20 protein-coding genes are annotated in these 26,369 nt (G+C 62.0%); 6 read left to right on the top strand and 14 right to left on the bottom strand.

All coding sequences use genetic code 11. The features are described 5' to 3' along the window. Window positions 1-215 precede the first annotated feature (215 nt). The 5 genes from G494_RS0112740 to G494_RS0112760 form a co-directional block, all read right to left on the bottom strand. Window positions 216-623, bottom strand: coding sequence for a hypothetical protein (locus tag G494_RS0112740; RefSeq protein WP_028584854.1), 408 nt, complete (start codon window positions 621-623; stop codon window positions 216-218). Between the two features lie 169 nt (window positions 624-792). Then, window positions 793-1,743: a hypothetical protein gene (locus G494_RS0112745; RefSeq protein ID WP_028584855.1), complete on the bottom strand. Its 951-nt coding sequence runs from the start codon at window positions 1,741-1,743 to the stop codon at window positions 793-795. A gap of 288 nt (window positions 1,744-2,031) precedes the next feature. Further along, on the bottom strand, window positions 2,032-2,466 hold the full coding sequence (locus G494_RS0112750) for a hypothetical protein (RefSeq protein ID WP_028584856.1): 435 nt from the start codon (window positions 2,464-2,466) through the stop codon (window positions 2,032-2,034). A gap of 146 nt (window positions 2,467-2,612) precedes the next feature. Beyond that, window positions 2,613-4,067, bottom strand: a complete 1,455-nt coding sequence (locus tag G494_RS0112755) for a CoA-acylating methylmalonate-semialdehyde dehydrogenase (protein WP_035246445.1) — start codon at window positions 4,065-4,067, stop codon at window positions 2,613-2,615. A gap of 97 nt (window positions 4,068-4,164) precedes the next feature. After that, on the bottom strand, window positions 4,165-5,583 hold the full coding sequence (locus G494_RS0112760; RefSeq protein WP_208597676.1) for an aminotransferase family protein: 1,419 nt from the start codon (window positions 5,581-5,583) through the stop codon (window positions 4,165-4,167). Window positions 5,584-5,982: 399 nt separating this feature from the next. Here G494_RS0112760 and G494_RS0112765 point away from each other — a divergent pair, with 399 nt between their 5' ends. Continuing rightward, window positions 5,983-6,450, top strand: a complete 468-nt coding sequence (locus G494_RS0112765; protein WP_161629991.1) for an Lrp/AsnC family transcriptional regulator — start codon at window positions 5,983-5,985, stop codon at window positions 6,448-6,450. 64 nt (window positions 6,451-6,514) lie between these two features. Here the strand turns inward: G494_RS0112765 and pbpC are convergent, their stop codons facing one another. The 3 genes from pbpC to G494_RS27930 all read right to left on the bottom strand — a co-directional run bounded on the left by pbpC (window position 6,515) and on the right by G494_RS27930 (window position 14,140). Beyond that, window positions 6,515-8,647: a penicillin-binding protein 1C gene (gene pbpC, locus G494_RS0112770; protein ID WP_051305671.1), complete on the bottom strand. Its 2,133-nt coding sequence runs from the start codon at window positions 8,645-8,647 to the stop codon at window positions 6,515-6,517. Next, window positions 8,637-13,889 carry an alpha-2-macroglobulin family protein gene (locus tag G494_RS23325; RefSeq protein WP_035246433.1) on the bottom strand — a complete coding sequence of 1,751 codons (5,253 nt, stop codon included), beginning with the start codon at window positions 13,887-13,889 and terminating at the stop codon, window positions 8,637-8,639. The genes pbpC and G494_RS23325 overlap by 11 nt, the downstream gene beginning before the upstream one ends. Before the next feature lie 122 nt (window positions 13,890-14,011). Next, window positions 14,012-14,140 (bottom strand): hypothetical protein, encoded by a 129-nt coding sequence (locus G494_RS27930; protein ID WP_269746584.1) that lies wholly within the window; start codon window positions 14,138-14,140, stop codon window positions 14,012-14,014. A gap of 319 nt (window positions 14,141-14,459) precedes the next feature. Here G494_RS27930 and G494_RS0112790 point away from each other — a divergent pair, with 319 nt between their 5' ends. Beyond that, on the top strand, window positions 14,460-14,861 hold the full coding sequence (locus tag G494_RS0112790; protein WP_028584861.1) for a nuclear transport factor 2 family protein: 402 nt from the start codon (window positions 14,460-14,462) through the stop codon (window positions 14,859-14,861). 9 nt (window positions 14,862-14,870) lie between these two features. On the opposite strand, the gene G494_RS25540 is transcribed toward G494_RS0112790, so the two are convergent. The 6 genes from G494_RS25540 to G494_RS0112820 all read right to left on the bottom strand — a co-directional run bounded on the left by G494_RS25540 (window position 14,871) and on the right by G494_RS0112820 (window position 19,440). Continuing rightward, window positions 14,871-16,745 (bottom strand): mechanosensitive ion channel family protein, encoded by a 1,875-nt coding sequence (locus G494_RS25540; protein WP_051305672.1) that lies wholly within the window; start codon window positions 16,743-16,745, stop codon window positions 14,871-14,873. A gap of 274 nt (window positions 16,746-17,019) precedes the next feature. Next, the gene (locus tag G494_RS0112800; RefSeq protein WP_028584862.1) at window positions 17,020-17,310 is read right to left on the bottom strand and encodes a hypothetical protein; all 291 of its coding nucleotides are present in this window, start codon (window positions 17,308-17,310) and stop codon (window positions 17,020-17,022) included. After that, window positions 17,303-17,632 (bottom strand): hypothetical protein, encoded by a 330-nt coding sequence (locus tag G494_RS0112805; RefSeq protein WP_028584863.1) that lies wholly within the window; start codon window positions 17,630-17,632, stop codon window positions 17,303-17,305. The genes G494_RS0112800 and G494_RS0112805 overlap by 8 nt, the downstream gene beginning before the upstream one ends. Beyond that, on the bottom strand, window positions 17,629-17,964 hold the full coding sequence (locus tag G494_RS0112810; RefSeq protein WP_028584864.1) for a DUF883 family protein: 336 nt from the start codon (window positions 17,962-17,964) through the stop codon (window positions 17,629-17,631). The genes G494_RS0112805 and G494_RS0112810 overlap by 4 nt, the downstream gene beginning before the upstream one ends. 134 nt (window positions 17,965-18,098) lie before the next feature. Continuing rightward, window positions 18,099-18,335: a hypothetical protein gene (locus G494_RS23335; protein ID WP_035246436.1), complete on the bottom strand. Its 237-nt coding sequence runs from the start codon at window positions 18,333-18,335 to the stop codon at window positions 18,099-18,101. Between the two features lie 106 nt (window positions 18,336-18,441). Continuing rightward, a complete protein-coding gene (locus G494_RS0112820; protein ID WP_028584865.1) occupies window positions 18,442-19,440 on the bottom strand; it encodes a phospholipase A in 999 nt (332 codons plus the stop codon). A gap of 746 nt (window positions 19,441-20,186) precedes the next feature. Between G494_RS0112820 and G494_RS0112830 the strand changes: the two genes are divergently transcribed. The 4 genes from G494_RS0112830 to G494_RS0112845 all read left to right on the top strand — a co-directional run bounded on the left by G494_RS0112830 (window position 20,187) and on the right by G494_RS0112845 (window position 26,323). Further along, window positions 20,187-20,618, top strand: a complete 432-nt coding sequence (locus tag G494_RS0112830; RefSeq protein ID WP_028584867.1) for a DUF3617 domain-containing protein — start codon at window positions 20,187-20,189, stop codon at window positions 20,616-20,618. 119 nt (window positions 20,619-20,737) lie between these two features. Next, a complete protein-coding gene (locus G494_RS0112835) occupies window positions 20,738-21,805 on the top strand; it encodes an efflux RND transporter periplasmic adaptor subunit (RefSeq protein ID WP_028584868.1) in 1,068 nt (355 codons plus the stop codon). Beyond that, window positions 21,802-24,900 (top strand): efflux RND transporter permease subunit, encoded by a 3,099-nt coding sequence (locus G494_RS0112840; protein WP_028584869.1) that lies wholly within the window; start codon window positions 21,802-21,804, stop codon window positions 24,898-24,900. The genes G494_RS0112835 and G494_RS0112840 overlap by 4 nt, the downstream gene beginning before the upstream one ends. Continuing rightward, window positions 24,890-26,323 (top strand): TolC family protein, encoded by a 1,434-nt coding sequence (locus G494_RS0112845; RefSeq protein WP_028584870.1) that lies wholly within the window; start codon window positions 24,890-24,892, stop codon window positions 26,321-26,323. The genes G494_RS0112840 and G494_RS0112845 overlap by 11 nt, the downstream gene beginning before the upstream one ends. The last annotated feature ends 46 nt before the right edge of the window (window positions 26,324-26,369 follow it).

Below are 26,369 nucleotides of genomic sequence, written 5' to 3' on the forward strand. Positions count from 1 at the left end.
CGAAGGCTGAGTCCATCTCTCCTGACACAGGCGGCTCGCCTAGGTGAAGACGCAAGCCCCCTGTGTCAGGATAGATGTCGTCTCTTCTTGGAAATGTGTGTGTGAAGAGGGGGCGTGGGGCAAATAGGGCAAGTGGGGCGAATGGATATGAAAAGACAATGGGAGAAAGAAGGGGGCTTTTCGCAGCTGACTTGTTTTTTTCACCTGTCAGGTTGTTATCCCTCGAGCAAGTCCTCTGCCTCTTCTGGAGCCGTATCGCCCTGCCCCACACGCCAGCGGACCCGGCGCAACTCAAACAGCTCGAACTCAAGCAGGGCCCAGAGGGTATACTGCCGCCCGCTGGAATCGGCCACGGTGACCAAACGGTACTGGCTATACTCTCCCCTGCCCAGCAGGGGGAGGTTGCTCTGTGGCCGGCCTGATTCGACCTCCACCTTGGGAAAGGGGCCGACAGCGAACCATCCTGGGAAAACAGAGGAAATAAGCTGAAGCTTTTTCTTTGCCAGGATGGGGCCGAGAAACTGGCAGTAGTCTTTACGGTGCCGTTTCTTGAGGATCAGCAGCTGAACCGCAATACCGGCCAGCCCACAGACGATAAAGATATAGAGCACCAGATTATCCATACACGCTCCCAAAGGCAGGATCGCTTCCCAGGCTTGCAGGGCAGGCTTCAGGGGGAACGAAAAATCAACTCAGAATCGGACCAAAGCTAAGAATACCAAAACTAAGGATACACTAGCCGCTTCAAACCAAGACGGGAAGCCCTAAGGGGCTTCAGCCGGGCTGTTTGCCTCAGGCGGCTGTGGGTGGAAGCGGGCCCATCCAGCGTACGGCGGTGCTTGCCGGTTCACCCGCGGTGCAATCGATCCGCCAATGGGCCTTCACCGGCTTGACGGCGCCTGGGCCACCGGCCTGCCTGGCGGAGCGGAGTACCTGACCGCTGGCATAGCCGACTTCGAGCAGCAGCGGGGTCTCGGGTGGAAAGAACTTCCAGCCCTTCTTGGTCTTGACCGGCTCCGGCCGCCCGGGTTGCTCCCCGACCAGGTCCACCTGATCTGAACAGAGGTACACCACCAGGGAGAGCAGGGGCTGAAGCCCATCAGCCATCACCTGAACCGCCTGCTCGGCCATGGCTTCCGCCCCCTGGGCAGGAGCGTGGCGCAACATCTTCTCTTTCACCCCATTCAGGGTAGCCTCCACGGCGCTGCCCAGGGTACCCTGGTCAAGGGGGATGGTCACAGGGACCAACTCTCCTGGAGCTGCTCCGGCGCAGGCCAGCAAAAGACGCAACTCGGAACGATGGTTCTTGGCATCGCGCTCAAGGTGGACAAAAAAACCTGTCAGCCGCCTGCCCATCCAGGTGAGGTTAAGGGCCTCGAGATAAACGCACCACTCGGGCAAACGGTATAAGACCTCCGACGGCACATCCCTGATCGATGTTGCCGCCAGGGCCGCCGACAGAGCCGGATCAAAGCGGTAGACCGACTGGCTGACCCGCCAGCCTGCCAGGCCGGCTACTGTGGCAACATCTCCTTCCTGCCCTTGACCGGCAGCGCTTCCTTGGCTGAGCACCCCATGACTACAGGCCAGCGGACAGAAACACCAATCCGGCCAGTCAGGACCATTCTGGTCCCTCTCCTGGCGGAGGAGATCTATATCCTTCCATGCGCTCGGGTAGCGTTGGCTCATGGCCTGGAGGTGTTCTCGGGGGCTGATCTGGGCGCTCTTCTGCTGCTGGGTCATATTTGCTCTCAGGGGTGGTACCTTCTGGTATGGTCGGCCAGGATCTTTTTTCTTCCTGGCAGGACAGACTATCACTCACCGCTCACCGGTCACAGGCTGGGCGGCTCTCTGCTATCACATACCGTAAATATCAGCAGGCCACAAGCTGCTTCAGCTGCAGGCAAACAAAAGGGCCATCCGCTCTGCGGACAGCCCCTCTTCTCCCAAGCAGCCTGTTCAGGCCCTCGATCAATTCAAGGTACCCTCAGGTCTTCTTCTGCCCGCCTCCACCTCCGTTACAGCCCCTTATCAGCCGCCAAGGGCAGCCATGGTGGCTCGCTCCCTGGTGTGCTTCTTGGCCAGGGTCTTGAGGGCCCGGGAGACATCTGCCTGGTCCTTCAGTTGTGCTGCGGCCTGCTGATAATAGCCGATGGAACGATCCGTCAGGGCCAGGGCCGTGCTGATCACCTCCTCTGCGGCCAAGGCCGAGCCATCCGCCGGTTCCAGGAAAAAGGCTTCTCGCCGGAGCCCCTCCACCCCTGCCAGGACCATCTCCGAGACATTCTCCCGCCGGATCCGCTGCACCTCGGCCACCCGTTTTTTAGCGCCCCTGGCCAGGCCTGTGAAAAGCGCATGGTACTGGTCACAGCCGGGGTTGACTGCTGCCTGCAGACAATACTCCTGGTGCTGCTTTTCCAACTCCTCGGCAAAACCGAGAATACTGCCAAAACTTGTCAGGACCATCTTATCCTCATCTCATTTTGTTCAACTGTTCTGCCGCCCCCTCCCTCGCAGGAGGTGCTCTAAGACGACAGGCCGCCTCTCCCGTTCTCTCAGGGTCAACAGCGCGGCCACCTCAGCCGCGCTGTCGACCCGAGCCGGAGGGAGGACTAAAAGTAGCGCTCGATCACTACCTTGGTGTCGGTGAAGAATTGAAAGATCTCCCGGCCATGGCCCTTTATATCGCCGAACATGGAGTTGCCTGAGCCGCCAAAGGGGAAGAAACTCATGGGTGCGGCGATCCCGATATTCACCCCAATCATCCCCGGGTTGGCCCGATAACGCATCTCCCGCACGGCCTTGGCATTCTGGGTGTAGATGCAGGCCGCATTGGCAAAGTTACGGCTGTTGATCAGTTCGATGACCTCATCCAGGCTCTCTGCCCGAACAATACTGACCACCGGACCAAAGATCTCCTCCCTGGCAATGGTCATCTCCGGGGTGACCTTATCAAAGATGGTCGGCCCCACAAAGTAGCCTCGGGGATAACCCTCCACCCTACAGTCGCGGCCGTCCAGGATCAGCTCTGCTCCCTCTGCCAGGCCCTTCTCGATGTAGGCCAGCACCCGCTCCCGGTGGGCCTCACTCACCACCGGACCCATGGCCGTGCTCTCATCCAAACCGTTGCCCACGCTCATGGCACGGGCCGCGGCAACAAACTGTTCGATGCAGGCGTCCGCCCCCTCACCCACCGGCGAGAGGATCGAGCCGGAGAGGCAGCGCTGACCGGCACAGCCGAAAAAGGAGGTGATCAGGGAGGGCATCCCGGCCTCCAGATTGGCATCGGGCATGACCGCGATTATGTTTTTGGCCCCGCCCAGGGCCTGGACCCTCTTGCCGGTGGCTCCGCAGCGCTCATAGATATACTCGGCAGTGGGGGTCGAGCCCACAAAGGAGACTCCCTGGATATCGCGATGATCCAGGATGGCGTTCACCACCTCTCTGGAACCGTTGACCAGGTTGATCACCCCCTCGGGAAACCCAACCTCATCGATCAGCTCAAAGATCCGGTTTTGGGTCATGGGCACCTGCTCCGAGGGCTTCAACACGTAGGTGTTGCCGCTGACCAGGGCATAGGGGATAAACCACCAGGGCACCATGGCCGGAAAGTTGTAGGGCGCAATCCCGGCAAAGACCCCCATGGGCTGGCGGAAGAGTGAGGAATCCACTCCCTGGGCAATATCCTCCAGACAGTAGCCGGTCATCATGGTGGTGACCCCGCTGGCATGCTCGATGTTCTCTATCATCCGCCGGACCTCGCCCCTGGACTCATCGATGGCCTTGCCCTGCTCCCGGGTCAGAACCCGGGCAATGTCTTCAAACTCCTCTTCAAAGGCATCCTTGAGCCGAAACAGGTACCTGGCCCGTGCCAGGGGCGGCGTCTGCCGCCACTCGGGAAAGGCCGCTGTTGCCGCCTGTACTGCCTGATCCACGTCTCCACGGGTCCCGTAGGGGACAGCCGCGATCTGCTCACCCATCACCGGGTTGTGGACCTCTCCAAAGACCTCGGCTCCGGAATCCTGCCACTCGCCGTTGATATAGTTCTTCATTACCGTGATACTCATTGTCATCCCTCTCTGTTTATGACCGTTTATGACCCTGCCCCCTGTGCGGGCCTGAAAAAACATCCAGCAAAATCCGTCCAGCCTTCTGCCTGTGCGACTATGCCGCCGCTCGACAGGCTGCAAAGGTCTTCTCTATCGCCCTGCTCACCGCTGCAACGATGGTATCGAGTTCCTCTGCCGAGACCGTCAGGCAGGGAACCAGGTAAAGGGTCGTGTTCAAGCCGGGCAGGCTGGAGTTGGTTCGACCGACAATCACCTTCTCGGCCATGATATTGGCCATCAGCCGGGCCATCTCGGCCTCACTCACCGGGATCTTTGTCCCCTTATCCCGGACCAGCTCAAGGCCGCAGAAGAGGCCGACCCCGCGCACATCCCCCACCACCGGCAGACTGGTCAGGGCCTGGAGCTTCTCCAAGAGGAGCGCCCCCATCTCCCGACTGTTCTCCACCAGCTCTTCATCCTCTATGATCCTGGTACTCTCCAGGGCTGCGGCCATGGGAGCGGTACAGCCGCCATATGTACTGATATCCCTGAAAAAGTTGGCCGCCTCCTCGGGCTTGGCAGGGTCATTGAGGAAGATATCATAGATCTCCTGCTTCACCGCCGTGGCCGACAGGGCCTCGTAGGAGCTGGCCAGCCCCTTGGCCATGGTGACGATATCAGGATCCACCTCAAAGTGTTCATGCCCCCAAAACCGGCCGGTGCGGCCAAAGCCGCAGACAACCTCGTCCATGATCAGCCAGACCCCGTGTCTGCGGCAGATCTCTTGGACCAGGGGAAAGTATTCCCTGACCGGCGGGATGATGCCGCCGCCGGCGGTTATCGGTTCCACCACAAAGCCGCCCACGGTCTCGGGCCCCTCCCTGAGGATCACCTCCTCGACCGCCCGGGCACATGCGATCCCACAGTCCGGATAGGAGCGGTCATGGGGACAGCGGTAGCAGAGGCAGTGGGGAACCTCGACAAAGCCCTCTGCAAAGGGGCCGAAGCCCTGCTTGCGCTCGAACTGGCCGCCGGCACTCATGGTGGCCAGGGTGGTGCCGTGGTAATCCCGATCCCGGTAGAGAATCTTGTACTTGCCCTGACGGCCGGGATCGATACTGGAGGCCAGGCGCACCATCTTAAAGGCCTTCTCATTGGCCTCTGAGCCGGAGTTGGAGAAGTAGACCTTATCCAGCCTGGGAAGCAGCTCGAGCAGCTTGGCGGCAAACTTGATGGAGGGAATATTCCCGTAAGCCCCGGCAAAGTAGGGCATCACCTTCAACTGTTCGTAGACGGCCCGGGCAATGGACTCCCGACCATAGCCCACCATCACGCTCCAGACGCCCCCTGAGGTGGCATCGAGAAACTCATTGCCCCGGATATCCCGGATCCGCAAGCCCTCCCCTGCCACCACGATCATCTGTTCCCGATCCTCAAAGCAGGTATGGGATTTCAGATGATGCCAGAGGCTGTCTCTATCCCGGGAGACCATCTCCTCGACCTCATAATCGAGCCAATCTCTTGCCCTTGTCATCTCGCTGCTCCTTTATAGCGCTGTCCTGGGGAGCAGGGCCGATCATACCGCCTGTGAACAGCGGGCGGAGCGGCCCTTCCCCTCTCCCTCGTTATTTCGATATCAGTTAATTTTTTCCATCTAAAACGAGTTATTCGTATTTTTAATGGAGCATAAAGAAGGAAACAGGCCAAGTCAAGCTATATTTCGAAATTCGGATTATTCGTTTTTTATTTTTACGTATTACGAAAAAATCATGGCAATATTTGTGCACACATGGCAATTTTCAATGGATAGCAGAGAGCAGACTCAGGTTCGCCAGGGATTGCAGCCGCTCCGGCGGAGGAACAGCCAGGGCCAAAGCAGGCCCGGACGGTTACCCCTGCCGGGTCGCCAACACAGAGGAACAGCATGAAAAAGATGGAAAAACCTCTAGATCGAGTCGACTGTGAGATTATCAGTCTGCTCCAAGAGGACGGTAGGATATCCAACATAGAGATCGCCAAACAGATCAACGTCTCCGAGGGAACGGTGCGCAGCCGCCTGAACCGGCTGATCAAGAACGAGATCATCCAGATCGTGGCGGTCAGCAACCCCATCAAACTGGGTTTTACCCTGGTGGGTCACCTGAGGATCAGCGCTGAACCCACCCACATCGAGCAGGTGGCAGCTCAACTCAGGGAGATCGATCAGCTCTGGTTTATTGTCGCCACCACCGGCGGCCACACCGGCATCGATGCGGAGTTCATCGCCAAGGACCTTGACGAATTCAACGCCTTGATCCTCAGCAGAATCAATCGGATCCAGGGAGTCACCCGGGTTGAGACCACCCTGACCCTTGATTTTCTCAAACGAAGGTACGACTGGGGAACGGCGGGCCCTGCCTAAGTAACCATCGTAAACAGGAGCGTGAAGGGGATCGTCAAGGGGAACATGGTCGATTTCGTCGCTCTCAATCCGCCACAGCCTCGCCCTCCAGCCAGACCGCCACAGAGTCGCGCCTCCCCCTGGCATCGATCAGGGTGATCCGCACCCTGCCCGGCCCCTGGGGGAGATAGGATATCCGCGGAACCGATCTGTTCTCAGGGCTGCTCTGGCTTCCTCCGCTGCCACCGCCGGCATGGGGAAGGGGACGGCCGTTCACCAGCCAGTGATAGGGAGGCGTCCCTCCACGGGCCTTGAGGCTGAGTCGGCCCGGCCCACCCTGGCCTGGTAGCGGGATGAGCCGGCTTCCATCCACCGGAAAAGAGATCCTGGGCGGCTCAGGACGATCACTTCCCGGCCGTTCACGGCCAAACCACTGCAGAGCCGGCGGCAGCTCAGCATGACCAAGCAGCAGGGCGCCTGTCGGCGGTGCCGCCTCCTGGGGGTGGAGGCGGCTGACCGGCAGGGCGGCAAAGACCTGTCTGAGCACCGGCACAGCCGAGTTGGCTCCGCTGAGCCCCTGGCCATAGCCGCCATCGGGCCGTCCCAGCCAGACCCCGACGGTGTACTCCCGGTCATAGCCTATGGCCCAGGCATCGCGAAATCCGTAGGAGGTACCGGTCTTGTAACGCAGCCTGCTCCTCCGGCCCCAGGCTCCCCGCTCCGGGGCCGAGAGGGGCATCTCCCGGAGGATCTGATCCAGATACCAGGCCGCCAGGGGGGAGAGCAGCGCTCCCGCCCCCTGACCGACTCCCCTGTGTTTGGCCTCCAGGGGCTGGATCCGGAGCGGCTGATAGTGCCCCTGATTGGCCAGTCCGCAGTAGAGGGCAACCAGGTCATGGAGGGTAGAGCCGACCCCGCCCAGGGCCAGGGAGAGCCCTGGAGCACCTCGGTGGAAAAGCTTGAGCTCCAGGCTGGCCAGCCGTGACAGCAAGCGCTGGGGTCCCACCCGGGCCAGCACCTGCACGGCCGGAATATTCAGGGATTGCTGCAGGGCCTGACGCACCGGGATCCAGCCATGGTGACTGCCGTCAAAGTTGGTCGGTCCATAGCCATTGAAACGCTGGGGACGATCCAGGATCCTGCTCTCCGGATGGAGCAGCCCCTGCTCAAAGGCCAGACCATAGATAAAGGGTTTGAGGGTGGAGCCCGGGGAACGGACGGCCCGACTCAGGTCCAGCTGACAGTGCTGAAAGTCAGCAGAGCCGACATGGACCAGGAGCTCACGGCTGCGATTCTCCACCACCAGCAGGGCCAGGGTCGTACCCGGTGCCAGGCCCTGCTGCAGCTGGGCGGCCATGGCCTCTGCCCGAAGCTGGAGTGGGTAATCCAGGGTGGTGGTGATGGTCCGGACACCGGGCTGCTGCCGATGCAGGCGCTGGCTCAACTGGGGCGCGGCAAAGGGGGCCGGGTAACGCTGCCTCGGCACCGGCTGAACCCTGGCCAGGCTGAGCTCCTCTTCACTGAGCAGCCCTGCCCGCTTGAGGCGGGCCAGCACCGCTGCCCTGGCCTGGCTCGCCTCACGGGGGTGACGGTCCGGTCGTCTACTTTCCGGTGACTGGGGCAGGCTGATCAGCAGGGCTGCCTGGGAGGGGGTGCAGTGGGCGGCACTGGTCTTGAAGTAGAAGTAGGCGGCCGCCTCGATGCCCTGGATATTGCCGCCATAGGGAGCGAGACTGAGGTAGAGCTCCAGGATTTCCTCCTTGCCCAGGCTGCGCTCAAGACGCAGGGCCTGGACCATCTCGATCAGCTTGGAGGCAAGGGTGCGGGGGCGCGGCTTGAGCAGGCGAACGGTCTGCATGGTGATGGTTGAGGCCCCGGAGACCACCCGGCCACTCTTCAACCACTGGAGCGCGGCCCGGGCCACTGCCAGGGGATCCACCCCGGGGTGGGACCAGAAACGCTTATCCTCACAGGCCAGCAGCCAACGGATCAATCGGGGGTCTATGGACTCCAGATCGGCGGGGAGCCGCCAGAGGCCATCATCCACGCTAAAGAGGCGCAGCACCCTGCCCTGGCGGTCCACCACCCTGGTGGACCAGGCCAGTTCCCCGGGCAGGGGCGAGGGCAGGGACAGCTCCAGCAGCCAGGCAGAGCCTGCCAGCAGGAGCGCCAGCAGTGCGACCGCGGCCAGGAAACGCGGCACCGGCTTAAGGGACAATCCGGACCCTGGCGGCGGCGGTCCCGGCCCGGTACCAGGGCTGGTACATATCCTCCACCTCGGCCGGCGGCAGGATGTAGCTGCCCGGGGTTACCGCACGCAGCTGGTAGACCAGACGAAAGGTGCGCAGGCCGGGATCGTTGACTGCCGCTTCCAGGGCCTCGCTGTCAAAGGCCGCCAGGTAGCGGTCATCCAGTCTCTCCTGGTAACGGCTGGGGCTGCTCTCTGCCAGGGGAAAGAGAGCAGACCCCTGGTCCGGATCCAGGGATGGCTGATCGATCTCAAAGCCACCAGGCAGGAGATCAACCACAAGGCCGCGGTGGTTGCCGGCTCCAGCCACCGTGCCCTCCAGGACCACCATCAAGACATCTCCCTGTCGGCAGGGGCTGGTCCAGCTGAAAGGTTGCCCCTGGGCCGTGTACCAGCTACGCTTCAGGGTGTAGCCCTGCTGCTCCACAGCCGGTTCCTCGATGGGGGTCCCCTGGACGGTGAGTGCTATCCAGGCCGGGTCCGGCCCCCTGTTTGTCACTCGACTGGGCAAGAGCAGCTCCTGACCGCTCTGTCTGAGCAGGAAAAAGTCCTGCCCCTGGCCGCTGCCCCGGCCGTTGAGCTCAAGCTGCAGGGGCTCGGCCGGCTCCAGGCCGAGGGCCGCCATCACCAGCCAGGCCTGTTCCTGGGTGGAGAGATGCTTTCGCTCGGCCAGCAGCCGGCTCAACTCCTCCCAGGCCCCGGCAGGGTCGGCCAGCTGGGCGCCTGTCTCCAGGAGCAGCTGGATCGCTCCGGCCAGATCACGCAGCCGGGAGCCGTAACTCTGCCGGCTGTCCTCTGTTCCCCTTTCCGACTCCCTGGAGGCAGACTGCAGGGCAGCAGCAAAGCCCTGCCCGGCTCGGCTGAGGTCACCCTGGAGGGCAAGCGCCGCTGAGAGCTGGGCAACGGCCAGTCCCGAAGAGGCCCCCTGGAGATAGTGATCAAAGAGGTAACGGGCATCCTCGGCCCGCCCTTGTCCGATCCTGGCCAGGAGGTAGTGGGCATAGGCCAGGGCGGCAAACTGCTCGGCCCGGGGCTGACGCGCCTGGCTGATCTGCTCGACCAGCCCCTGGATCCCCCTGGTGTAGAAATACTCCGGCACCTCGTAGCCTTCGGCCCTTGCCCGGCTGAGAAACTCCATGGCATAGGCGGAGAGCCAGGGGTCGGCAGGATCCTGGTCCGACCAGAGGCCGAAGCTGCCGTCAAAACGCTGCTTCCCCAGAACCCGCTCAATGGCCTGGTTGATCCGCCCCTGGATACTGCCTCCCGGTACCGCCTGCCAGCGCTTGGCCAGGGTGTCGGCATAGAGCAGGGGCAGGGCCCGGCTGGTAAGCTGCTCCAGGCAGCCGTAGGGATAGCGGTCAAGGGCTGCCAGCAGCCCCGGGACATCAAGGTTGGGCCGGGCAGCGACACTGAGTGTGGCCTCGACGCTTTCCGGATGCAGCCCCCTGCTCAGCCGCTGATCCAGGGTGAAGCTCTCCCCGGGATCCAGCCGGGAAAAGGTCCTGCTCAGCCTGGGAAGGTATTGACCACGGACATTGAGGGCAAAGTCCCCCTCATAGCCGTAGCCCCGGGGCCCGCTGAGCCGGAGATGCACCATGCCGCTGCCGATCTGCGCTGCCCTGAGCGGGAAACTGAGCCGGCTGCGTCGGCCCCGCTCCAGCACCAGCTGCTGACTGGCCTCCCCTGCAAGAACGATGGCCCCGGAGGCGCTGCAGTCGAGCTGGTACACCCCTTCCGGACCATCCAGGTTGTCCAGCAGGACCTGGATGGTGGACAGGTCCCCCTGGGCAAGAAACCGCGGCAGGGAGGGCGCAACCACCACCGGATCACTGACCAGGAGGGGGCGGCTGGCCGCGCCCATCCCGGTGGGACTCCAGGCCACGGCCATCAGCCGCAAGCGGCCGTTAAAATCAGGCAGACGGAGGGAAACGGTCGCCCGGCCCTGTTGATCGGTCTTCACCGGGCCGGAAAACAGAGAGACCACCCGCAGATTGGACTCGGCCGCGCCCCTGCGTCCCTGGTCGCCGCCACCGCTGCGCAGGGTCAGGGGGGTGCTCTCCCCTGCGCTGATCAGCTGACCGTAGAGGTCACGGACCTCGGTGGCCAGCTGCTGTTTGCCGAAAAAGTAGGCCAGAGGGTCCGGAGCCGCGAAGCCGCTCAACTGGAGCACGCCCTCATCCACGGCCGCCAGGGTCAGGGCAACGGCTTCACCCGGAGCAGCCCCCTTCACCTGCACCGGAATCTGCACGGCCTGCCGCGGTCTGCTGGTTTCAGGACCTCCCAGCTCCACGCTCAGGCGCTGGGTCCCGGGATCGATGCCGATCCAGCGTATGCCCACGGCCCGCCCTGGACCGCGTTTATCCCCTGCCCCGGGACGATAGACCGTGACCAGGGCATAGCAGCCGGCTCCCCAGTCGGCCTGCACCGGGATTTCCAGCTCATGGGTACCGGCGTCCAGGGAAAAGTTGCGGAGTTCATGGATAACGGCACCGGCCAGGGTCAGACTCGCCTCACCCCCATAGGGTGCGCTGATCCGCAAGCGGGCGGTTTCCCCGGGCTGATAGCAGGCCCGGTCCAGCTCCAGTCGGACCGCGTCAGGCGCAGCCGTGCCAAGGGCCGGCTGGTCACCGGCACGGACACGGCTGGAGGCCAGCAGGGTATCATCTTGGGCATAGACCTCCAGCCGATAGCTGCCGACAGCGAGCTGCAGCCGAAAAGCTGCATGGCCGTCGCCGGGATCCGGGATGGCGGCCTGCTCCTGGAGACGATCGTTCAGGATCCGCTCATAGCCCCAGTCATCACCCTTACGAAACCACTGATAGTCAAGCTCTTCCCTGAACAGACGATAGTAGAGGCCACTGGCAGCGAGCGGCTCTCCCGCACCATCGAGGACGATCAGGTCGACCTTGAGCATGCTTTCCGCCGGCAAGGCCTGCTCCCGGCCCCCATGTCTGAGCCCCAGATAACGGTCCAGATGGCGGACCGGCAGCTGTGTCTTTCCGGAGACCGCCCGACCATCCACATCCGCCACCCTGGCCCGGACCACCGCCTTGAGCGGCTCCGGGCCCAATGGCTGCTCAGGCAGGCTGCAGTCGAGCCGGACCCGTCCCTGGGGATCGGTCCTCATTTCCTCCAGTTCCGCCAGCGGGAGCCTGGAGCCGGCACTGCTCCGGCCATCATCCAGCTCCGGCACCAGGCCGAACCAGTAATCCCTATGGGCTGCAAAGGGATGGTGATCTGGAACCAGGGCCATACTCCCCTGGACCTCCAGGCCCGCCCCAGGGGCCCCATAGAGATAGTCTGCCTGGACCTCAACCCCTGCAGCGGCCCCGGGCCGGATGGGGCCCAGGGGCTTCAGGGAGACCTCCAGCCTGGGTGGGACAAAGGCCTGGACCTGAAAGCTGAGCATACCCAGCGGTTTCTCCTCCGGGTCCAGGTAGAGGGCGGCCCTCCACTCTCCGCTACGGGCGGCCTCTGCCAGGGTGAGGGAGGCCGCATAACCGCCCGACTCATCCTGGGACAAGACCCGTTCCAGGGCCACCTTGCCATCCGGGGCCAGCAACCGCAGGGTCAGGGGCAGGCCGCTACTCACCATGGCCCCGCGATCCCGGACCAGGGCCACCAGGTTGAGCTCTTCACCGGGCCGATAGATCCCGCGCTCCGCGTAGAGATAGGCATCGATGGGGCCGGGGACCATCCGGCCGCCCACGCCCCGGTCGCTCAGATCCAGGGGAGGCCGGTCAAGCTGGAGAAAGCTCAAGCCGTGGCCGACACCGGTTGCAACCAGTAACACCGCCTCCCGGCCGCCCTCTCCTGCCAGCAGACCCGGGGCAAACCGTGCCACCCCATGCTGATCGGTCACCGCTGCAGCCAGCTTACGGTTGTTGCGGGCATAGAGAGCGAGCTCAAGCCCTGCCACCGGCACGGCCTGGGCCAGGCTGCGCCCTACCACGATCAGGCCGTCCTCTCCCCGATAGCTGGTGAGGCCGACATCGCTCACCACCAGCCACTGGCTGGCCCGATCCTGCCAGCGATCGGGTTCGCTGCCCGCCTCATCGGCCACCAGGACATAGAGGCCGGGTCGCTCCAGGACCTCTTCGGGCAGAACCAGGCCGCTGGTGTGGACGAGATCCTGGGGAGCCTCAATGGCGACACTGCCCTCCCAGACCTGCTCGCCCACCGAGTCGCGAATCCGATCCAGGTTGTACTGGTCCAGCTTACGGCGAAACTTGGAGCGGACAAAATCGCTGAGGATGTTGCGTTCGTCCACCCGGTAGAGCTGCAGCCCTGCCTGGCTGACATTGATGGAGTGGAGGCCGATGGCTGATCCTGAGGATTTAGGCAGGACATAGGCCTGCTGGTCAAACCAGAGGGCATGGGAACGGTGACCGGTCTTCAGGGTAAACTCCCGGCCCTTGGCCAGGGAAACGGTCTTGCCGGGCAGCCCCTCGCGCAGGGTAATCCCGTAGCTGGTCGCATAGGCTGCAGCAGGAATACAGAGCTCCCGGCCGCTGACCACAAAATCCGACTGGATGTCCGGCTCGACCCGGATATAGTCCGCATAACGTATCCCAGAGTCCGTGCTCAGGGGGAGATTGAACTCCAGACAGAGCGAAGGCTGCTGCCCCTGGTTCCTGACCGAGCCTTGTTGGAACCTGAGCACCGTCCGGCGCTCTTCCAAACGCGCTATCTTTTCCCTGAGCTCCTGGCCGGGCTGGATCTCGAGCAGGAGGCGATAGGCACCCAGGGCGGCCGGGTCCCAGTTGCGGGCATAGTTGCTCCTTCGCTCCAGGCTCTGCGCCAGGCTGCGCAAGGTGCTCCCTGCCAAGCCGGGATCAGGGCTGAGGAGATAGGCTCGGTAGAGGGCCATGCTGGCCTCATCCCAGCGCTCGGCGCAAGAGGCGGCCTGGGCCAGGCTGAGCCAGGGACCTGCGCCCCCTTCCAAGGGGAAGCTGAAGGTATGCTTATAAAGACCCAGGGCTTCACCGCACTGACCTGCCTCGAGCATAATCCCGGCAGCGCGATCCAGGATCTCGGCCTGGGAGCGATTACGGGCCTTGGCCGCGGCCGCGAGGTTTCGCCCATAGGCTGCCGCCTCCTCTGCCAGGGCCGAGAGCGGATACTCCCGGGCCATGGCAGGAGCAGGGAGAACAGCGGCCACCATGATCAGGATGGCCAGGATGGTCGGGAACAGGGTGAAGGATTTAGGCATGTGGACAGTTCTCCATGGATATTTTTCAGGATCATTCCTGGCGCAGGAATCAACCGGGCCACCGGGCCGGCAGCGAAGGCGGTGCATCCGGTCAATGTAGCATGGCCCGGAAAATAGACAAGTCAGAAGCTGGTCTCATCCATCGAGAGGCGTGCATCGACGCTCACTGCCGGGGTGCAGCCGCTTTCGTAGTCGTCATTCCCGCGCAGGCGGGAATCCAGGAATCCAGTCAGGGAGAGAACAATCAGCATCCCTGCCTCTCCGCCTTGACGGAGAGACCCAAGGGAACAACTGCACCGCCCTAACAAGATACCTCCATGGAGATGAAACATTACCCTAAAGACCTGGATGCCTGCCTCCGCGGGCATGACAGTAGCGCGGTAGCGCCCGGCCATGATCCATGACGGTAACAGCCGGGCATGACAGCAAAGGATGCCTGGCCAAGATCATCTTTTTATATATTATGGCTGCTTTGAAAAATATCATCTTTCGAGGTATCCTCAAGAAAACCCTGTCGTTCCCGAACCCCATCCACCAAGAAGACGCTCAGACACCTGCCAGGAGACCGCTATGAACATGACAACGGAGACCGTCCGCACCATCTTCAGCCACCTCGAATCAGGAGACGCCGATGGTTTCTTTGCCCACGTCCACCCCAGGGTTGACTGGACCGTGATGGGCAGCCACCCCCTGGCCGGCCACTACACCAGCCGGGAGGAGTTTCGCCAAAAGACCTTCCAGCGCCTCACCCCCTGCCTGACCGCGCCGGTTCGCCTTTCCCTGGAGCATCTCTATCTGGATGGCAACACGGCCACGGTTGAACTCAGGGCCCTGTCCCAGGCCAAGGCTGGCTGGGATTTCGACAACCGCTACTGCTGGGTGGTCACCTTTCTTGATCAGGAAATCGTCCGGGTTCGCGCCTACCTGGACTCCAGCATGGTAGCCAGGCTCATTGCCGAGGGAGAGGCCTGAGAGGGGGAATCAATCCTCCACCGGCGCCCGATCCAGGGGAGTCAGTGCCTCCATCTCCTTGGGAAGACGCGGTTTGTCCGACACCCTCCCCTGGCTGCTGTCGCTCTCTGCGTCCGGGTAGAAAACCTCCACCCCTGCCTGTGCCAAGCGGTCATAGAGATTGAGATCCAGGGGCCGGTTCTTATCGCCGGCCAGGTAGAGGGTCTGGGTCGGAAAGGCAAATTCGATCCCTGCCTCGTTGAAGCGACGGATAATTTCCCGGTTGATGTAATGCCTGTGCTCCTGATAGCTCCAGAAATCCGGGGGACTGTAGTAGTAGACCATCATCAGATTCAGGGAATCGGTATTGAACTCGTTAAAGAAGACCCGTGGCGGATTTTTCGGATCAGCGTTGATCACCCTGTTGCAGTAGCTGCTCTCCGGGTCGTCCTCCTTCACTGCCAGCACATCCCGGATAATGGCGATGGCCTGATCGATCTTTTCCGGCGGGGTGTCGTAGGTGATGGTGATGTTGGCTCTCCGCCTGATATGGGGCCGTTCGCCGATATTCTCGATGTCGGCCTTGGCCACATCCTCGTTGGGGATGGCGGTGAGATGACCGTTGAGCAGCCGGATCTTGGTGGAGCGGATACCGATCTCCTCCACGGTGCCGTTGTGGCCCCGCACCCGCACCCGCTGGCCCACCTTGAACGGCTTGTCCAGAAGCAGCATCATGGAGCCGAAGATATTGGAGAGCGATTCCCGCGCCGCCAGGGCAATGGCCAGACCGGTGACCCCGGCCCCGGTCAGGACGGTGGCAAAGGGAATCCCCAGGATATAGAGGCCTTCGATCATCACGATGGTGGCCACCAGGATCACCCCGATCCGTACCCCGAAGCGCAGCAGGTGGGTATCGATGGTCTGGAGGCGGTCCCGATTGGACCAGAGGATGGTCTCGGTGAGGAAGTTACCCACGATAAAGACCACCGCAATGGCGGAAACCAGGGAGACCGCCCACTGGAGAAACTGGAGCACCCGGAGGACAATCCCGGTGACAAAGATCTGATCCTCCAAAAACTCCACCACTGCCATGGCCATGACAATGGTCAACAGGGGTTCAAGCAGGCGTAACATGTGTTTCAGCACCGGGTTCCAATTGCCGGAGAGCCAACTCATCAGCCGGAAAAACAGCCAGAGGAGCAGGCCGGCCAGCAGGGGGAGGACAAAGAGGGCACACCACTGCCAGATGGTCTGATTGAGGTACTGGGACTCCATCCAGATCGGCAGGGTCCGCACCCAGGAGAGCGGCACCAGGGGTCCGGGGGTCAGGAAGTAGGCATCGTGCAGCCCCTTGACCGACGCATCCACATAGGAGAGGTGCCTGGTGTCTTCATACATCCGGGCCGCACTGTCCAGGGTTCGCTGGGAAAACTGAAAATATCCGGCCTCGGGCCCGCTGTCCACATAGACCACGGCAATGGCGGAATCATCCGGGCTCCAGCTCGGATAATAGCCATCTTTCATGTCCTTGAAGGCCTCTTCCCGTTTGGGCAGTTCCCCTGGCCTGAGCGGTCGAAAGCGGGCCAGGGCCTCGCGCATGTAGATGCTGGCCTCCAGGGATTCGGTATCCTGCATGGAGGGCGGGGTCTGCCGCATATCAAAGAGCATCCGCAACTGCCGCGACAGCCCGGCAAGCACCTTTTGATTCTCCTTGGTGTAGCCCTGGGACTTGACGATCTTTCCATAGGTGTCGCACACCTGGATAAAGGAATGCCAGACCGCCTCAGGGCTGGAACGGCGGGCCAGGATAAAGGTATCGTGGAGGTTACGTGCCTGCAGGGAGTCGACCAGAAGCAGACTGGCCAGCAGGAGGGGCAACAGAAAGAGCGTTCGACGATATCTCATATGCAATACCTCCTTATGGATACTTAAAGGATAGCTAAAGGGTCGTTTGCGGGTACTTTGAAAAATGATATTTTCCGATCAAGGTCAGGTAAGCGGCAGACTCCGAGGCATGGAGAGAGCTTAGCCAGGCAGATGACCGAAATCCCGGGGAGAAAATTTTCATGATGACGCAGGGATTGGAACCAAGAGCAATTTTTCAAGGCACCTTGGTCACCGGGGAGCAGGTTTATGGCGCAGAGCCTGGCAGAGACCGGGGCAACTGCCCATGGCCGGCTTAACCCAGGCCCTGTTTCAGCAGCTCAAGCAGGCCGTTAGTCAGGCGGCGCTGCAGAACAGGCAGTGCTGCGGCAAGGGACAGCTCTGCAGCCAGGGCGGCCAGGGCCTCCCGGGGATCTCCGCTGCGAAGAGAATGGAGCAGGGGACTGAGATCCACACCCGGATCCAAGGCCCTGAGCCTGGCCCTGGCCTCTGCCCGAGTCAAGCCCTCTCTGTTCTCGGCGCCGGTGAGCAGGGCCAGCAGCTCTGCCCTGGAGCGCTGGCTCTCTTGACAGGAGCTATCACTCATTGGCGTCCACCCTTGCGGCCAGGACAAACAACAGGCCAAACAGCAGCCAGAGGCTGCCGATGATAAAGGGGGCGGCCAAAGGGGAGATATAGCTTGCACAGACCAGGTAGGCGCCCCAGGAGAGATACCCCAGGGCCACCAACAGGCAGAGCAGCGCTGCCCAACGCCTGGCTATGATCCTGCTGCTGCGGTAGAGCAGCTCCTCCACCCCCTGTCGCTCCGCTGCAAGAAAGCTCCGGAACCCCTCTTGCAGGGCCTTGCCTTCCACCTCTGCCAGATCACAGAGGGCGATGAGATAATCAGAGAGACTCACCCTGCTCATCGCCTGTTTCCCGGGGAGAGGAGCTTACCGATGATGACCCCCAGCCCGATGGCCGCCAGGAGTGAACCGGCCGGATACTTCTCCACCTGTTTCCTGACGGTATCCACCGCCTCTTCTCCCTCATCTTTCAGGGCAGCCAACTGTTCTTTGAGCTCGGCCAGGGAAAACGAGTCCAACACCTGTTCGCTCTTCTGCTCGACTCGATCCTGGGCAGCGGCTGCCTGGTCTTTACAGATCTTCCCCAGGAGTGCGGTCATTTCCTTGAGATCATCCTTGAGCCGACCGATCTCTTCCTTGAGCTGGTCAAGGTCCTGCTTGGTTTCAGCGGTCATGGTTCATTTCCTTGTAGGTTGCAACCGGCAGGTCGCCTCCCTGCAGCCGACAGGGGCCGACCCCATTGCCGGTCCCTGCTGCAGCCGTGCCTGCCGGAGAGAGGACTACTGACCACCCTGAAGATCAAGGTGGCCTACTTCTTCATCGCCTCTTGGGCATCGTGGACCGCCTCCTTGGCTGCGTTCCCCACATCATGGGCCGCCTCCTTGGTCCCCTCTACGGCGTCATGGGCTGCCTGTTTGCTTGCCTCGGCAGCCATGCTCGCAGATGCCTTGGCCTTTTCCACAGCCGTCTCGGGCTCATCCTTGCTACAGCCGACCAGCATGGCCAGCATCACGGTCAGCACAGCCGCCACCATTTTTTTGATCATCGTGTTCTCCTTGCTTGTGGTTGCGGGCCGCCTGGTGCGTGCGCCCAGGCGCCCTTAAAGGATGCGGTCCTCAGTCGACAGCACCCTGAAGGTCTCTCTGCGGCACTTAGAGCCAGTCAGAGAGGCAGATACCCAGACCGATACGGTTCACCCGCTGGTCATAGTCGATCAGGCTCTCTCCAAAACCGTTGAAGTACTGGACATAGCCCTTAAGAAACTTGTAGTCCAGGATGGGGAAGCTCCAGCTGAGCTCCACGGCTCCCCGTTCAAAGCCGGATTCCAGGTTGTTGCGCGACATGATGCTGAAGACATGCTCGTTCCACTTGTAGGAGGCAGAGAGCTCAAAGTGACCCAGGTAATCGGTGATGTCCGGGTTGTCATCGTCATCATCGTCTTCGGGCAGCCGATACCAGGGTTTGACGCTGAAGGCCAGGCTGTCGCGCTCAAAGGTGATCCAGGCATAGACCCGGTTCCAACTCCTGGAGAGGATGCCCCCCCGGCCGTTGGACTGATGGACAATACCAAAGGAGTTCCAGGTGTTGGTGAAGCCGAGGATCTCCCAGTTGGGGTGGAACTGGGCCCAGATCTCGGGTTCATGGTTGGTCTCTCTGAAGGGGGAGGACTCATCGCTGTTGTAGAACTGCCAGAAAGAGCGGTTGGTATAGGCTGCGTAGATATCCATGGTATCGTTGAACAGATCGACCATGAGGGGAAACTTGATACTGAGCTGGAACTGGACCTCGGTATCGTCGAAATCAAAATCCGGTTCATTGAACTCCTGCCGGTAGAGGGTGGCGTCATAACCGGAGTTATTATAGGCTGCCAGCAGCATGTAGTTGGGTTTGTGGGTCATCAGGGTAAAGGGCTGGAGCACATGTTCGCGATCCATCCGAATCCGCTCCTTGACCAGTTGGGGCTTTTCCCCCACCTTCTCCTGGAACACGTAGGCGCCGGTGGAGATCTCTTTCTGGCACTTCAAGCGTAACTGGGCCACGGTCATGGTTTCAAATTCAGCCGAGTCGATGGCCTCGGTCATACAACTCTCCAGGGTACCGCTCCAGCCGGCAGCAGGCAGGAGCATGAGGCCGGCAAGCAGCAGCATCATGATCCCCCCCATAGCGGGATTGAGGGTCTTCCTGAGCCGAGGACTCTTTCTCCAAATTGAACATTTTTCTCTCATAACTCTTTTCCTAAAATTAGATAATAACAAAATTTGCTCTTCCTCTCTTAACAGTCTCCTACACCGCTCTCTTGCAGGGAACCTGGAGGGCATTGGCCTCTGGGGCGTCCCCAGCGATCTGAGCGACCTGAGCGACCTGAGCGACAAAGAGGGTCGGTCGCAGCTTCGGCCCAGATCTGGAGCAACAGAACCTGGAGAGGCACCCTGTTTGAATTGTGCGCAATCACTTGAGAAAATACAAGTTTTTTTATGACTAATCATTGGATGCCTGACAGAGAGCCGCCCTTTCTGAAGGGGGGAGACCAGCCCGGCAGGACTCCTGAGCGCGGTCTCCTTGAAGCAGCACTCTTTGCTGCAGAACGACCCTGGCTGGCGAGAGGATGTTCTCCGCCAGCCACCAGGTATCTCAGCCGGCCCCCTCACTGCCTGGCCAGAGCTGCTGAAAAGGCAACATTCTTTTTTATAGCTAACTTTAAAAACAGAAAATTCGTAAGAGAGCCTTGAGGAATTTCTGTCGCTTTCTGTCGCTTTCCTGGTATTTTTATTTTTGTTTTGCTAGAGTTAACTCGGTCGGCAGGTCCAGCTACGCTGCCTGTCCGGCCCCTTTAGCCGCTGCGACCATCTTCCTGAGGGTGGCCCCTTCCCCAACCCATGACATTCAAGGAAAGACTATGAAAACATTGATCTCCATCTGCGCAGGTCTCGGTCTCTTTTTTTCAACCATCCCCATGCTCCTGGCCAGCGAGTTCAGCATGCAAAGCGGCAAGTGGGAGTTCAGCCACACCCTGAAGATGTCGTCGCTGCCGCAACCGGTGGTTGAAGTCAGCAGCGAATGCATTACCCCGGAAGAGGCGAGCCAGGATCCGCTGGCTGATTTCGTGGATGGCGGCAACTGCACCATAAGCAAACGAAAGGTCGACGGTGATCGGATCAGCTTTGAGCTGGAATGCAGGGAAGAGGGCATCATCAGCAGGGGTAAGGGAGAACTTCGCGGCCAGGGCAACACGGTCTCGGGCTTCGTGGAGATGACCATGGACAACCCCGGCGGCCCCATGAAGGTCTCTACCCGCTGGCAGGGCAAACGCCTCGGTAGCTGCCAGTAGCATCCTCTCGCGGTCGAGCGCGACCGAGCGCTGCGTGCTCGATCGGGCCATGGACGGACACCGTCCATGGCCCCTGGTTCCTCCTCCCCATTATTATCGTCCATGAACCCTCCTCGCCTATGACCGCCACCTTCCTTGCCCCCAGGGCAGCCCTTGCCGCTCTCTTTTGCCTGCTCACCCTCCTGGGCGGCTGTTCCCATGAGCAGAAAGACCCCAGCCCCGGGCAGGCGCCGATGGTGGAGGTCCGCCCCCCCCATCAGCTCAGGCGCCCGCCTGTTATCGCGGTCTCAGGCCTGTTGAACCCTGCCGCCACCATCCGGCTGGCCTTCCAGGTCTCGGGACAGGTGCAGCAGGTGTGGGTGAAGGAGGGCGAGGGGGTACACCAGGGTGAAGAACTGGCCCGTCTCGATGCCCGGGATCTCAACAACAGTCGCCTGATTGCGGCGGCCCGCTTCCGGGAACAGCAACGCAGACATCACCGTCTGGCCGCCCTCTACCAACGGGGCAGTCTCACCCTAAACGACATGGACAAGATGGAGGCAGCCCTTGAAGAGAGCCGGGCCAGCCTGGCCATCATGGAGCAGAGGGTGGCAGACACGGTGCTCACTGCCCCCCGGGACGGAATCCTTGCCCGCAGAGAGATCGAACCCGGCAGCGTGGTCGGTCCGGGCGCACCGGTGCTGGAGCTGGTCCGGGTCGACCAGCTCACCGCAGCCCTGAGCATCCCCCAGCAGCAGGCCTCCAGGGTGGCCAGGGGTCAGGAACTGGAGATGCACTTCCCTGCCCTGCCCGGGGTCGAGCGCAGCTGCAGGGTCGAAGAGCTGCTGCCGGTGGCAGATCAGCTCACCCGCTCCTACACGGCCCAATGCAGCCTGGATAACTCCAGCGGCCCACTGCGAGCCGGGATGATCGTTTTGGCAGCGCTCCAACTCGATGGGGAGGAGACCATCCTCACCATCCCTCCCGAGGCGGTGCTGCAGAGCCCCGAAGGAAACACCTACCTCTACCTCCTGACCCGGGACCGGCGCAGTGTCCAGCGTCGCCAGATCAGTGTTGCCGGCTTCCATGGCAGCGAGGTCATCATCTCCGCCGGCCTGGCTGCAGGGGAGCTGGTGGTGATCAGGGGACAGAACCGGATCTCCGACGGCACGGTGGTTCGCCTCTCCCCGGCCAGGGAGGCGCAGTGAACCTGATTCAGCATGCCCTGTTCAGACATCGGGTGGTGGTGGTGATCAGCCTGATTCTCCTTGCTGCCGGCATCCACGCCCTGCTGACCATGCCCCGTCGGGCCACCCCGGAGATCACCATCTACCAGGGTCTGGTGGTGGCCCTCTATCCGGGAGCCACACCCCAACAGGTGGAAGAGCAGCTCACCGCACCCCTGGAACGACACCTCTTTGCCAGGGAGGAGATCGATCAGCTCAAGACCACCTCCGACTCCAGCCACTCCCAGGTGGTCATCACCGTCACCCTCAAGGAGTGGGTCAAGGATACCGACCGCTTCTGGTCGGAGTTGCAGATCAGCCTGGCCCAACTGCGCCTCACCAGCCTGCCGGACGGGGTGATCGGACCGGTGGTCAACTCTGACTTCGGCGATGTGGTGGCCCTCCTGATCGGAGCCGACCTGCCCGGACAGAGTCAGGAGACCCTGCTGCGCTCCCTGGAAAAGGTGGCCGATGGGTTGCGCGCCCTGGAGGCCACCGGTAAGGTGGCCATCTTTGGCTATCAGCCCCAGGCCATCTACGTGAGCGCCGACTCCCAGGCCCTGGTCCGCTACGGGGTCAGCCTGGAAGAGGTGATCGCGGTCCTCCGCCAACAGAACAGCGTCCGCCCGGCCGGCAAGCTGGAGCTCAGCCGGTCCGTGGTGCCGCTCCATGTCAGCGGCTCCTACAACACCATCGAGTCCATCCGCAGGCAGCGGGTACTGGTCCGGCCGGACGGCCGGGAGGTCACCATCGGCGACCTGGCCACCCTGGAACAACGACGGAGTGACCCGGACTTTCATCTCCGCATCAACGGCGGCCAGGCCCCGGCCCTCTTCCTCAGCGTGGAGATGCAGCCCGATTTCAATATCGTGACCTACGGCAGTGAGGTCCGCCGTACCCTGGAGGAGCTGCGACCGCTGTTGCCTCCGGGGCTGCGATTCACCTTTATCAACGATCAACCTGCCATCGTGGCCGAGGCGGTGGATGATTTCATCCGCGAGTTCCTGATCGCCATCGCTGCGGTGATCATGGTGATCATGATGCTGCTGCCCATACGGGTGGCGGCCATCGCGGTCATGGCCATCCCGGTGACCATTGCCGTCACCTTCCAGCTCCTCAACCTGCTGGGTATTCCCCTCCACGAAGTCTCCCTGGCCTCGATGATCGTGGTCCTGGGCATGGTGGTGGATGACGCGGTGGTCATCGCCGATAACTATGTGGAAAAACTCGATCAGGGCCTGGATCGCTACCAGGCAGCCTGGCGTTCCGCCACCGAACTCTTTATCCCGGTTCTGACCGCCACCCTGGCCATCATCGCCGCCTTTGCTCCCCTGGGCTGGGTACTGAGCGGTGCAGTGGGAGAATTCATCCTGGCCCTGCCCATCACCGTGGCCGTGGCCCTGTCAGTCTCCTTTGCGGTGGCCATGCTCCTCACCCCCCACCTCTGCTCCACCTTTATCCATAGCGGTATCAAGCAGGGTGGCGGAGGAAAGGAGGGCCGGGTCCTAGGGCTGCTCAAGAGGGGCTACGGCAAGTCCCTTGGCCTGACCATTCGTCATCCCCTGGCGGTGGCCGTCACGGCCCTGCTGGTGATCACGGCCGGGGTCCTGCTGCTCCTGGCCACCAACCAGAAGCTCTTTCCGGCGGCGGAACGGGCCCAGTGCATCATCGAGGTGGACCTGGAACTGGGCTCCAGCCTGGTCCAAACCGATGATGCGGTGCGCCGGGTGGAGGAGCTGATCGCTGCCGACCCGAGGGTGACGGATTTTGCCGCCTTTGTGGGGACCTCGCCGCCCCGGGTCTACTACTCCTTTGCCCCGGAGTTTCCACGTAAAAGCTACGGCTGTCTGCTGGTGAACACCTCCTCTCCCCAGGCCACGGTGGCCCTGGTCCAAGAACTGCAGGCCCCACTGGAGACCCTGGTTCCGGAGGCCCGGATCAACCTCCAGATGTTTGATCAGGGGCCCTCGGTACCGGCTCCCCTGGAAATCAGGGTGGCCGGCTATGAGGTCTCCCAGCTGGAGGAAATCGGCGCCAGGATTGCCGCCATTCTCAGCCAGACCCCGGGCACCAGGCTGGTCCGGACCGACTACCGGCCCGCCTGGTTTGCCAACCTCAAGGTGGACACCGACACAGCCAACATCCGCGGTTTTACCACCAGCACCATTGCCCAAATGGTACGGGTGGGAATCGAAGGACTGCAGGTCTCCACCCTCTATGACGGTGAGCGTTCCCTGCCCATCATCTTCCGCCTGGATGAGCGCATTCGTCACGACTTTACCAGCCTGGGCCGGTTCTATCTCCGTTCCAGGGTCAGCGGCGCCATCCTGCCCCTGGAAGAGCTCACCACCATCCAGCCCCGCTGGACCACCGGACAGATCAGCCGCCGCAACGGCATCCGCACCCTGGCGGTCCTGGCCCATGCCTGCCCGGGCGCCTACCCGGAGTCCATCCTCCGCGAAGCCCTGCCAGCCATCCGGGCCATCCCCCTGCCCCCTGGCTACCGCCTCACCATCGGCGGTGAACACGAAAATGTGGTTTCCACCTTTGCTCAGATGGGCAAGTCCCTGATCATCTCCAGCCTGCTGATCTTCCTGATTCTCCTGATCCAGTTCGGCAACGTGACCCAGACCATGCTGGTGATGCTCGCCATCCCCCTGACTATCCTGGGTGCGGCCACCGGGCTGCTGCTCACCGGCAACCCCCTTGGATTCACCGCCTCCATCGGCATTGCCTCCCTGATCGGCATCGTCATCCGTAACTCCATCATCCTGGTGGACTATACCAACGAGCTGATCCTGGAGGGCATGGCTGTGGAGGAGGCGGTGGTGGCTGCAGCACTGCGGCGGATGCGACCGATCTTCCTCACCTCGCTGGCAGCGGCCGTGGGCGTGGTCCCGATGATGCTCTCCGGCTCACCCCTCTGGGCCCCCCTGGCCTCGGTTTTTGCGGTGGGGGTACTCTTTTCCATGGTGATGACCCTCTTGGTCATCCCGGTGGCCTACAACCAGATCATGCCCAAACGCCTGGAACTTATTCAAGTCAAGGGAGAGCAGGGGGGCGGCGATGGAGAGTAAGCCCCGAGCCAGGGCCAGCCACGGACTGTATTGGATCCTGAAGCCGGGAGCGCTCTTCCTGGCGCTGATCTGCTCTGCGCTCTGCAGCTTGCCGGCAAACGCACTGGCCGGCCAGGAGTTGCTGAGCCTGGACCGCGCCCGCAGCCTGGCACTGGAGCAAAACAACCTGCTCAAGATCGCCCGCTCCCAGGTGGAGGAAAAAGAGGCCCTGATCGACAAGATGGCGGCCAAACAGTTCCCCAAGGTAAGCCTTGGCGGCTTTGGGGCCTACAACAGTAACCCCCCTGATATCCGCATCAGGACCGGTGAACTGGATTTCCTCCTGGAGCCGGTGGGCGGCGCCTCAGGGCCCCTGGGCTTTCTCAGCCCCCTGCCTGGAGCCGATATCCCCCTGGTTCAGGGCAGCTCCTGGCCCTTTGTCCTCCATGGCACCGTAATCCAACCCCTCTCCATGCTGCCCCGCATCCACACCGGGGTTGCTGCGGCCCGCATTGAAAAAAAGATGGCCCTGTCCGGGCTGGCTGCCCTGGGACAGAGCATCGGCTCCAAGGTAGAGCAGTGCTACTGTGCCCTCCAGGTGACAGAGGCAGAGATAGCTGCCAGGAGGGCGGAGATCCGCTATGGCGAGAGTCGCCTGCACCATGGCCGCAATGCGGTGGAGTTGGGAGAGCTGCTGGCTGCCAACCTGACCGGCCTGGAGGTGGAGCTGTTGGAGGCCAGGATGGAACTGGAAAAGGAGCTGAATAAACGGCGGCAACTGGTCTATGCCCTCAACCTGCTCATCGGCCGACCGGTGGAGGGGGAGCTGAGGGTGGAACAGGAGCTCCCCGAGCCAGCGCCGAGAAGAAGCCTGGCAGCCTACCTGGAGGCGGCCCGCCGCTATAACCCGGAGATGACCAAGGCTGGCCAGCAGGTCGCCCTGGCGGAAAAGCAGATCATTGCAGTGAAGCAGGCTGACTACCCGGAGATCTATGCCTTTGGCAGTGTGATCCATCAGGAGGGAGCGCCCCTGATCTCGGAAAACTTCGGCCTGGTTGGCCTGGGGGCCTCCTGGGACCTGCTCGACTTCGGGGCCAGCAAGGCCGAGCGCCTGGTCAGCCGCCAGCAGAAGATCCAGGCCCTGGAGCTGGAGGAAAATACCGCCCGGGTGGTGGAGAATAAGATCGCCAGCCAGTACAGCGCCCTGGCCCATGCCGATGCCCTGCTCAGCCTGGCAAAGAAAAATAGACGCTATCGTCTGCAACTGCTCAGCTTGGCCCGGGATCAGGTGGCGCAGCAGCTGGAGTTGGACCAGGTGGAATTTGAGGCGCGCTGGAAGCTGGCAGAGAGTGAGGCCGAGCTGCAGGGAGCGCTGGCAGAGCGTTTCCTGGCCCTCCAGCAACTGGAGCGACTGGCCGGGGGAAAGGCAACGGCCAGCCGGTAAGGCGGGTGGTCAGAAACGGCAGGCCGTGACCAGCCGTTCCTGGCCG

The organism is Desulfogranum mediterraneum DSM 13871 (assembly GCF_000429965.1).
GTDB lineage: Bacteria > Desulfobacterota > Desulfobulbia > Desulfobulbales > Desulfobulbaceae > Desulfogranum > Desulfogranum mediterraneum.

What these genes read in the sequence shown, in the direction of transcription:
- G494_RS0112740 (WP_028584854.1), bottom strand. Translation starts at nt 623, where the DNA reads ATGGATAATCTGGTGCTCTATATCTTTATCGTCTGTGGGCTGGCCGGT.
- G494_RS0112745 (WP_028584855.1), bottom strand. Translation starts at nt 1,743, where the DNA reads ATGACCCAGCAGCAGAAGAGCGCCCAGATCAGCCCCCGAGAACACCTC.
- G494_RS0112750 (WP_028584856.1), bottom strand. Translation starts at nt 2,466, where the DNA reads ATGGTCCTGACAAGTTTTGGCAGTATTCTCGGTTTTGCCGAGGAGTTG.
- G494_RS0112755 (WP_035246445.1), bottom strand. Translation starts at nt 4,067, where the DNA reads ATGAGTATCACGGTAATGAAGAACTATATCAACGGCGAGTGGCAGGAT.
- G494_RS0112760 (WP_208597676.1), bottom strand. Translation starts at nt 5,583, where the DNA reads ATGACAAGGGCAAGAGATTGGCTCGATTATGAGGTCGAGGAGATGGTC.
- G494_RS0112765 (WP_161629991.1), top strand. Translation starts at nt 5,983, where the DNA reads ATGGAAAAACCTCTAGATCGAGTCGACTGTGAGATTATCAGTCTGCTC.
- G494_RS23325 (WP_035246433.1), bottom strand. Translation starts at nt 13,889, where the DNA reads ATGCCTAAATCCTTCACCCTGTTCCCGACCATCCTGGCCATCCTGATC.
- G494_RS27930 (WP_269746584.1), bottom strand. Translation starts at nt 14,140, where the DNA reads ATGCTGATTGTTCTCTCCCTGACTGGATTCCTGGATTCCCGCCTGCGC.
- G494_RS0112790 (WP_028584861.1), top strand. Translation starts at nt 14,460, where the DNA reads ATGAACATGACAACGGAGACCGTCCGCACCATCTTCAGCCACCTCGAA.
- G494_RS25540 (WP_051305672.1), bottom strand. Translation starts at nt 16,745, where the DNA reads ATGAGATATCGTCGAACGCTCTTTCTGTTGCCCCTCCTGCTGGCCAGT.
- G494_RS0112800 (WP_028584862.1), bottom strand. Translation starts at nt 17,310, where the DNA reads ATGAGTGATAGCTCCTGTCAAGAGAGCCAGCGCTCCAGGGCAGAGCTG.
- G494_RS0112805 (WP_028584863.1), bottom strand. Translation starts at nt 17,632, where the DNA reads ATGAGCAGGGTGAGTCTCTCTGATTATCTCATCGCCCTCTGTGATCTG.
- G494_RS0112810 (WP_028584864.1), bottom strand. Translation starts at nt 17,964, where the DNA reads ATGACCGCTGAAACCAAGCAGGACCTTGACCAGCTCAAGGAAGAGATC.
- G494_RS23335 (WP_035246436.1), bottom strand. Translation starts at nt 18,335, where the DNA reads ATGATCAAAAAAATGGTGGCGGCTGTGCTGACCGTGATGCTGGCCATG.
- G494_RS0112820 (WP_028584865.1), bottom strand. Translation starts at nt 19,440, where the DNA reads ATGATGCTGCTGCTTGCCGGCCTCATGCTCCTGCCTGCTGCCGGCTGG.
- G494_RS0112830 (WP_028584867.1), top strand. Translation starts at nt 20,187, where the DNA reads ATGAAAACATTGATCTCCATCTGCGCAGGTCTCGGTCTCTTTTTTTCA.
- G494_RS0112835 (WP_028584868.1), top strand. Translation starts at nt 20,738, where the DNA reads ATGACCGCCACCTTCCTTGCCCCCAGGGCAGCCCTTGCCGCTCTCTTT.
- G494_RS0112845 (WP_028584870.1), top strand. Translation starts at nt 24,890, where the DNA reads ATGGAGAGTAAGCCCCGAGCCAGGGCCAGCCACGGACTGTATTGGATC.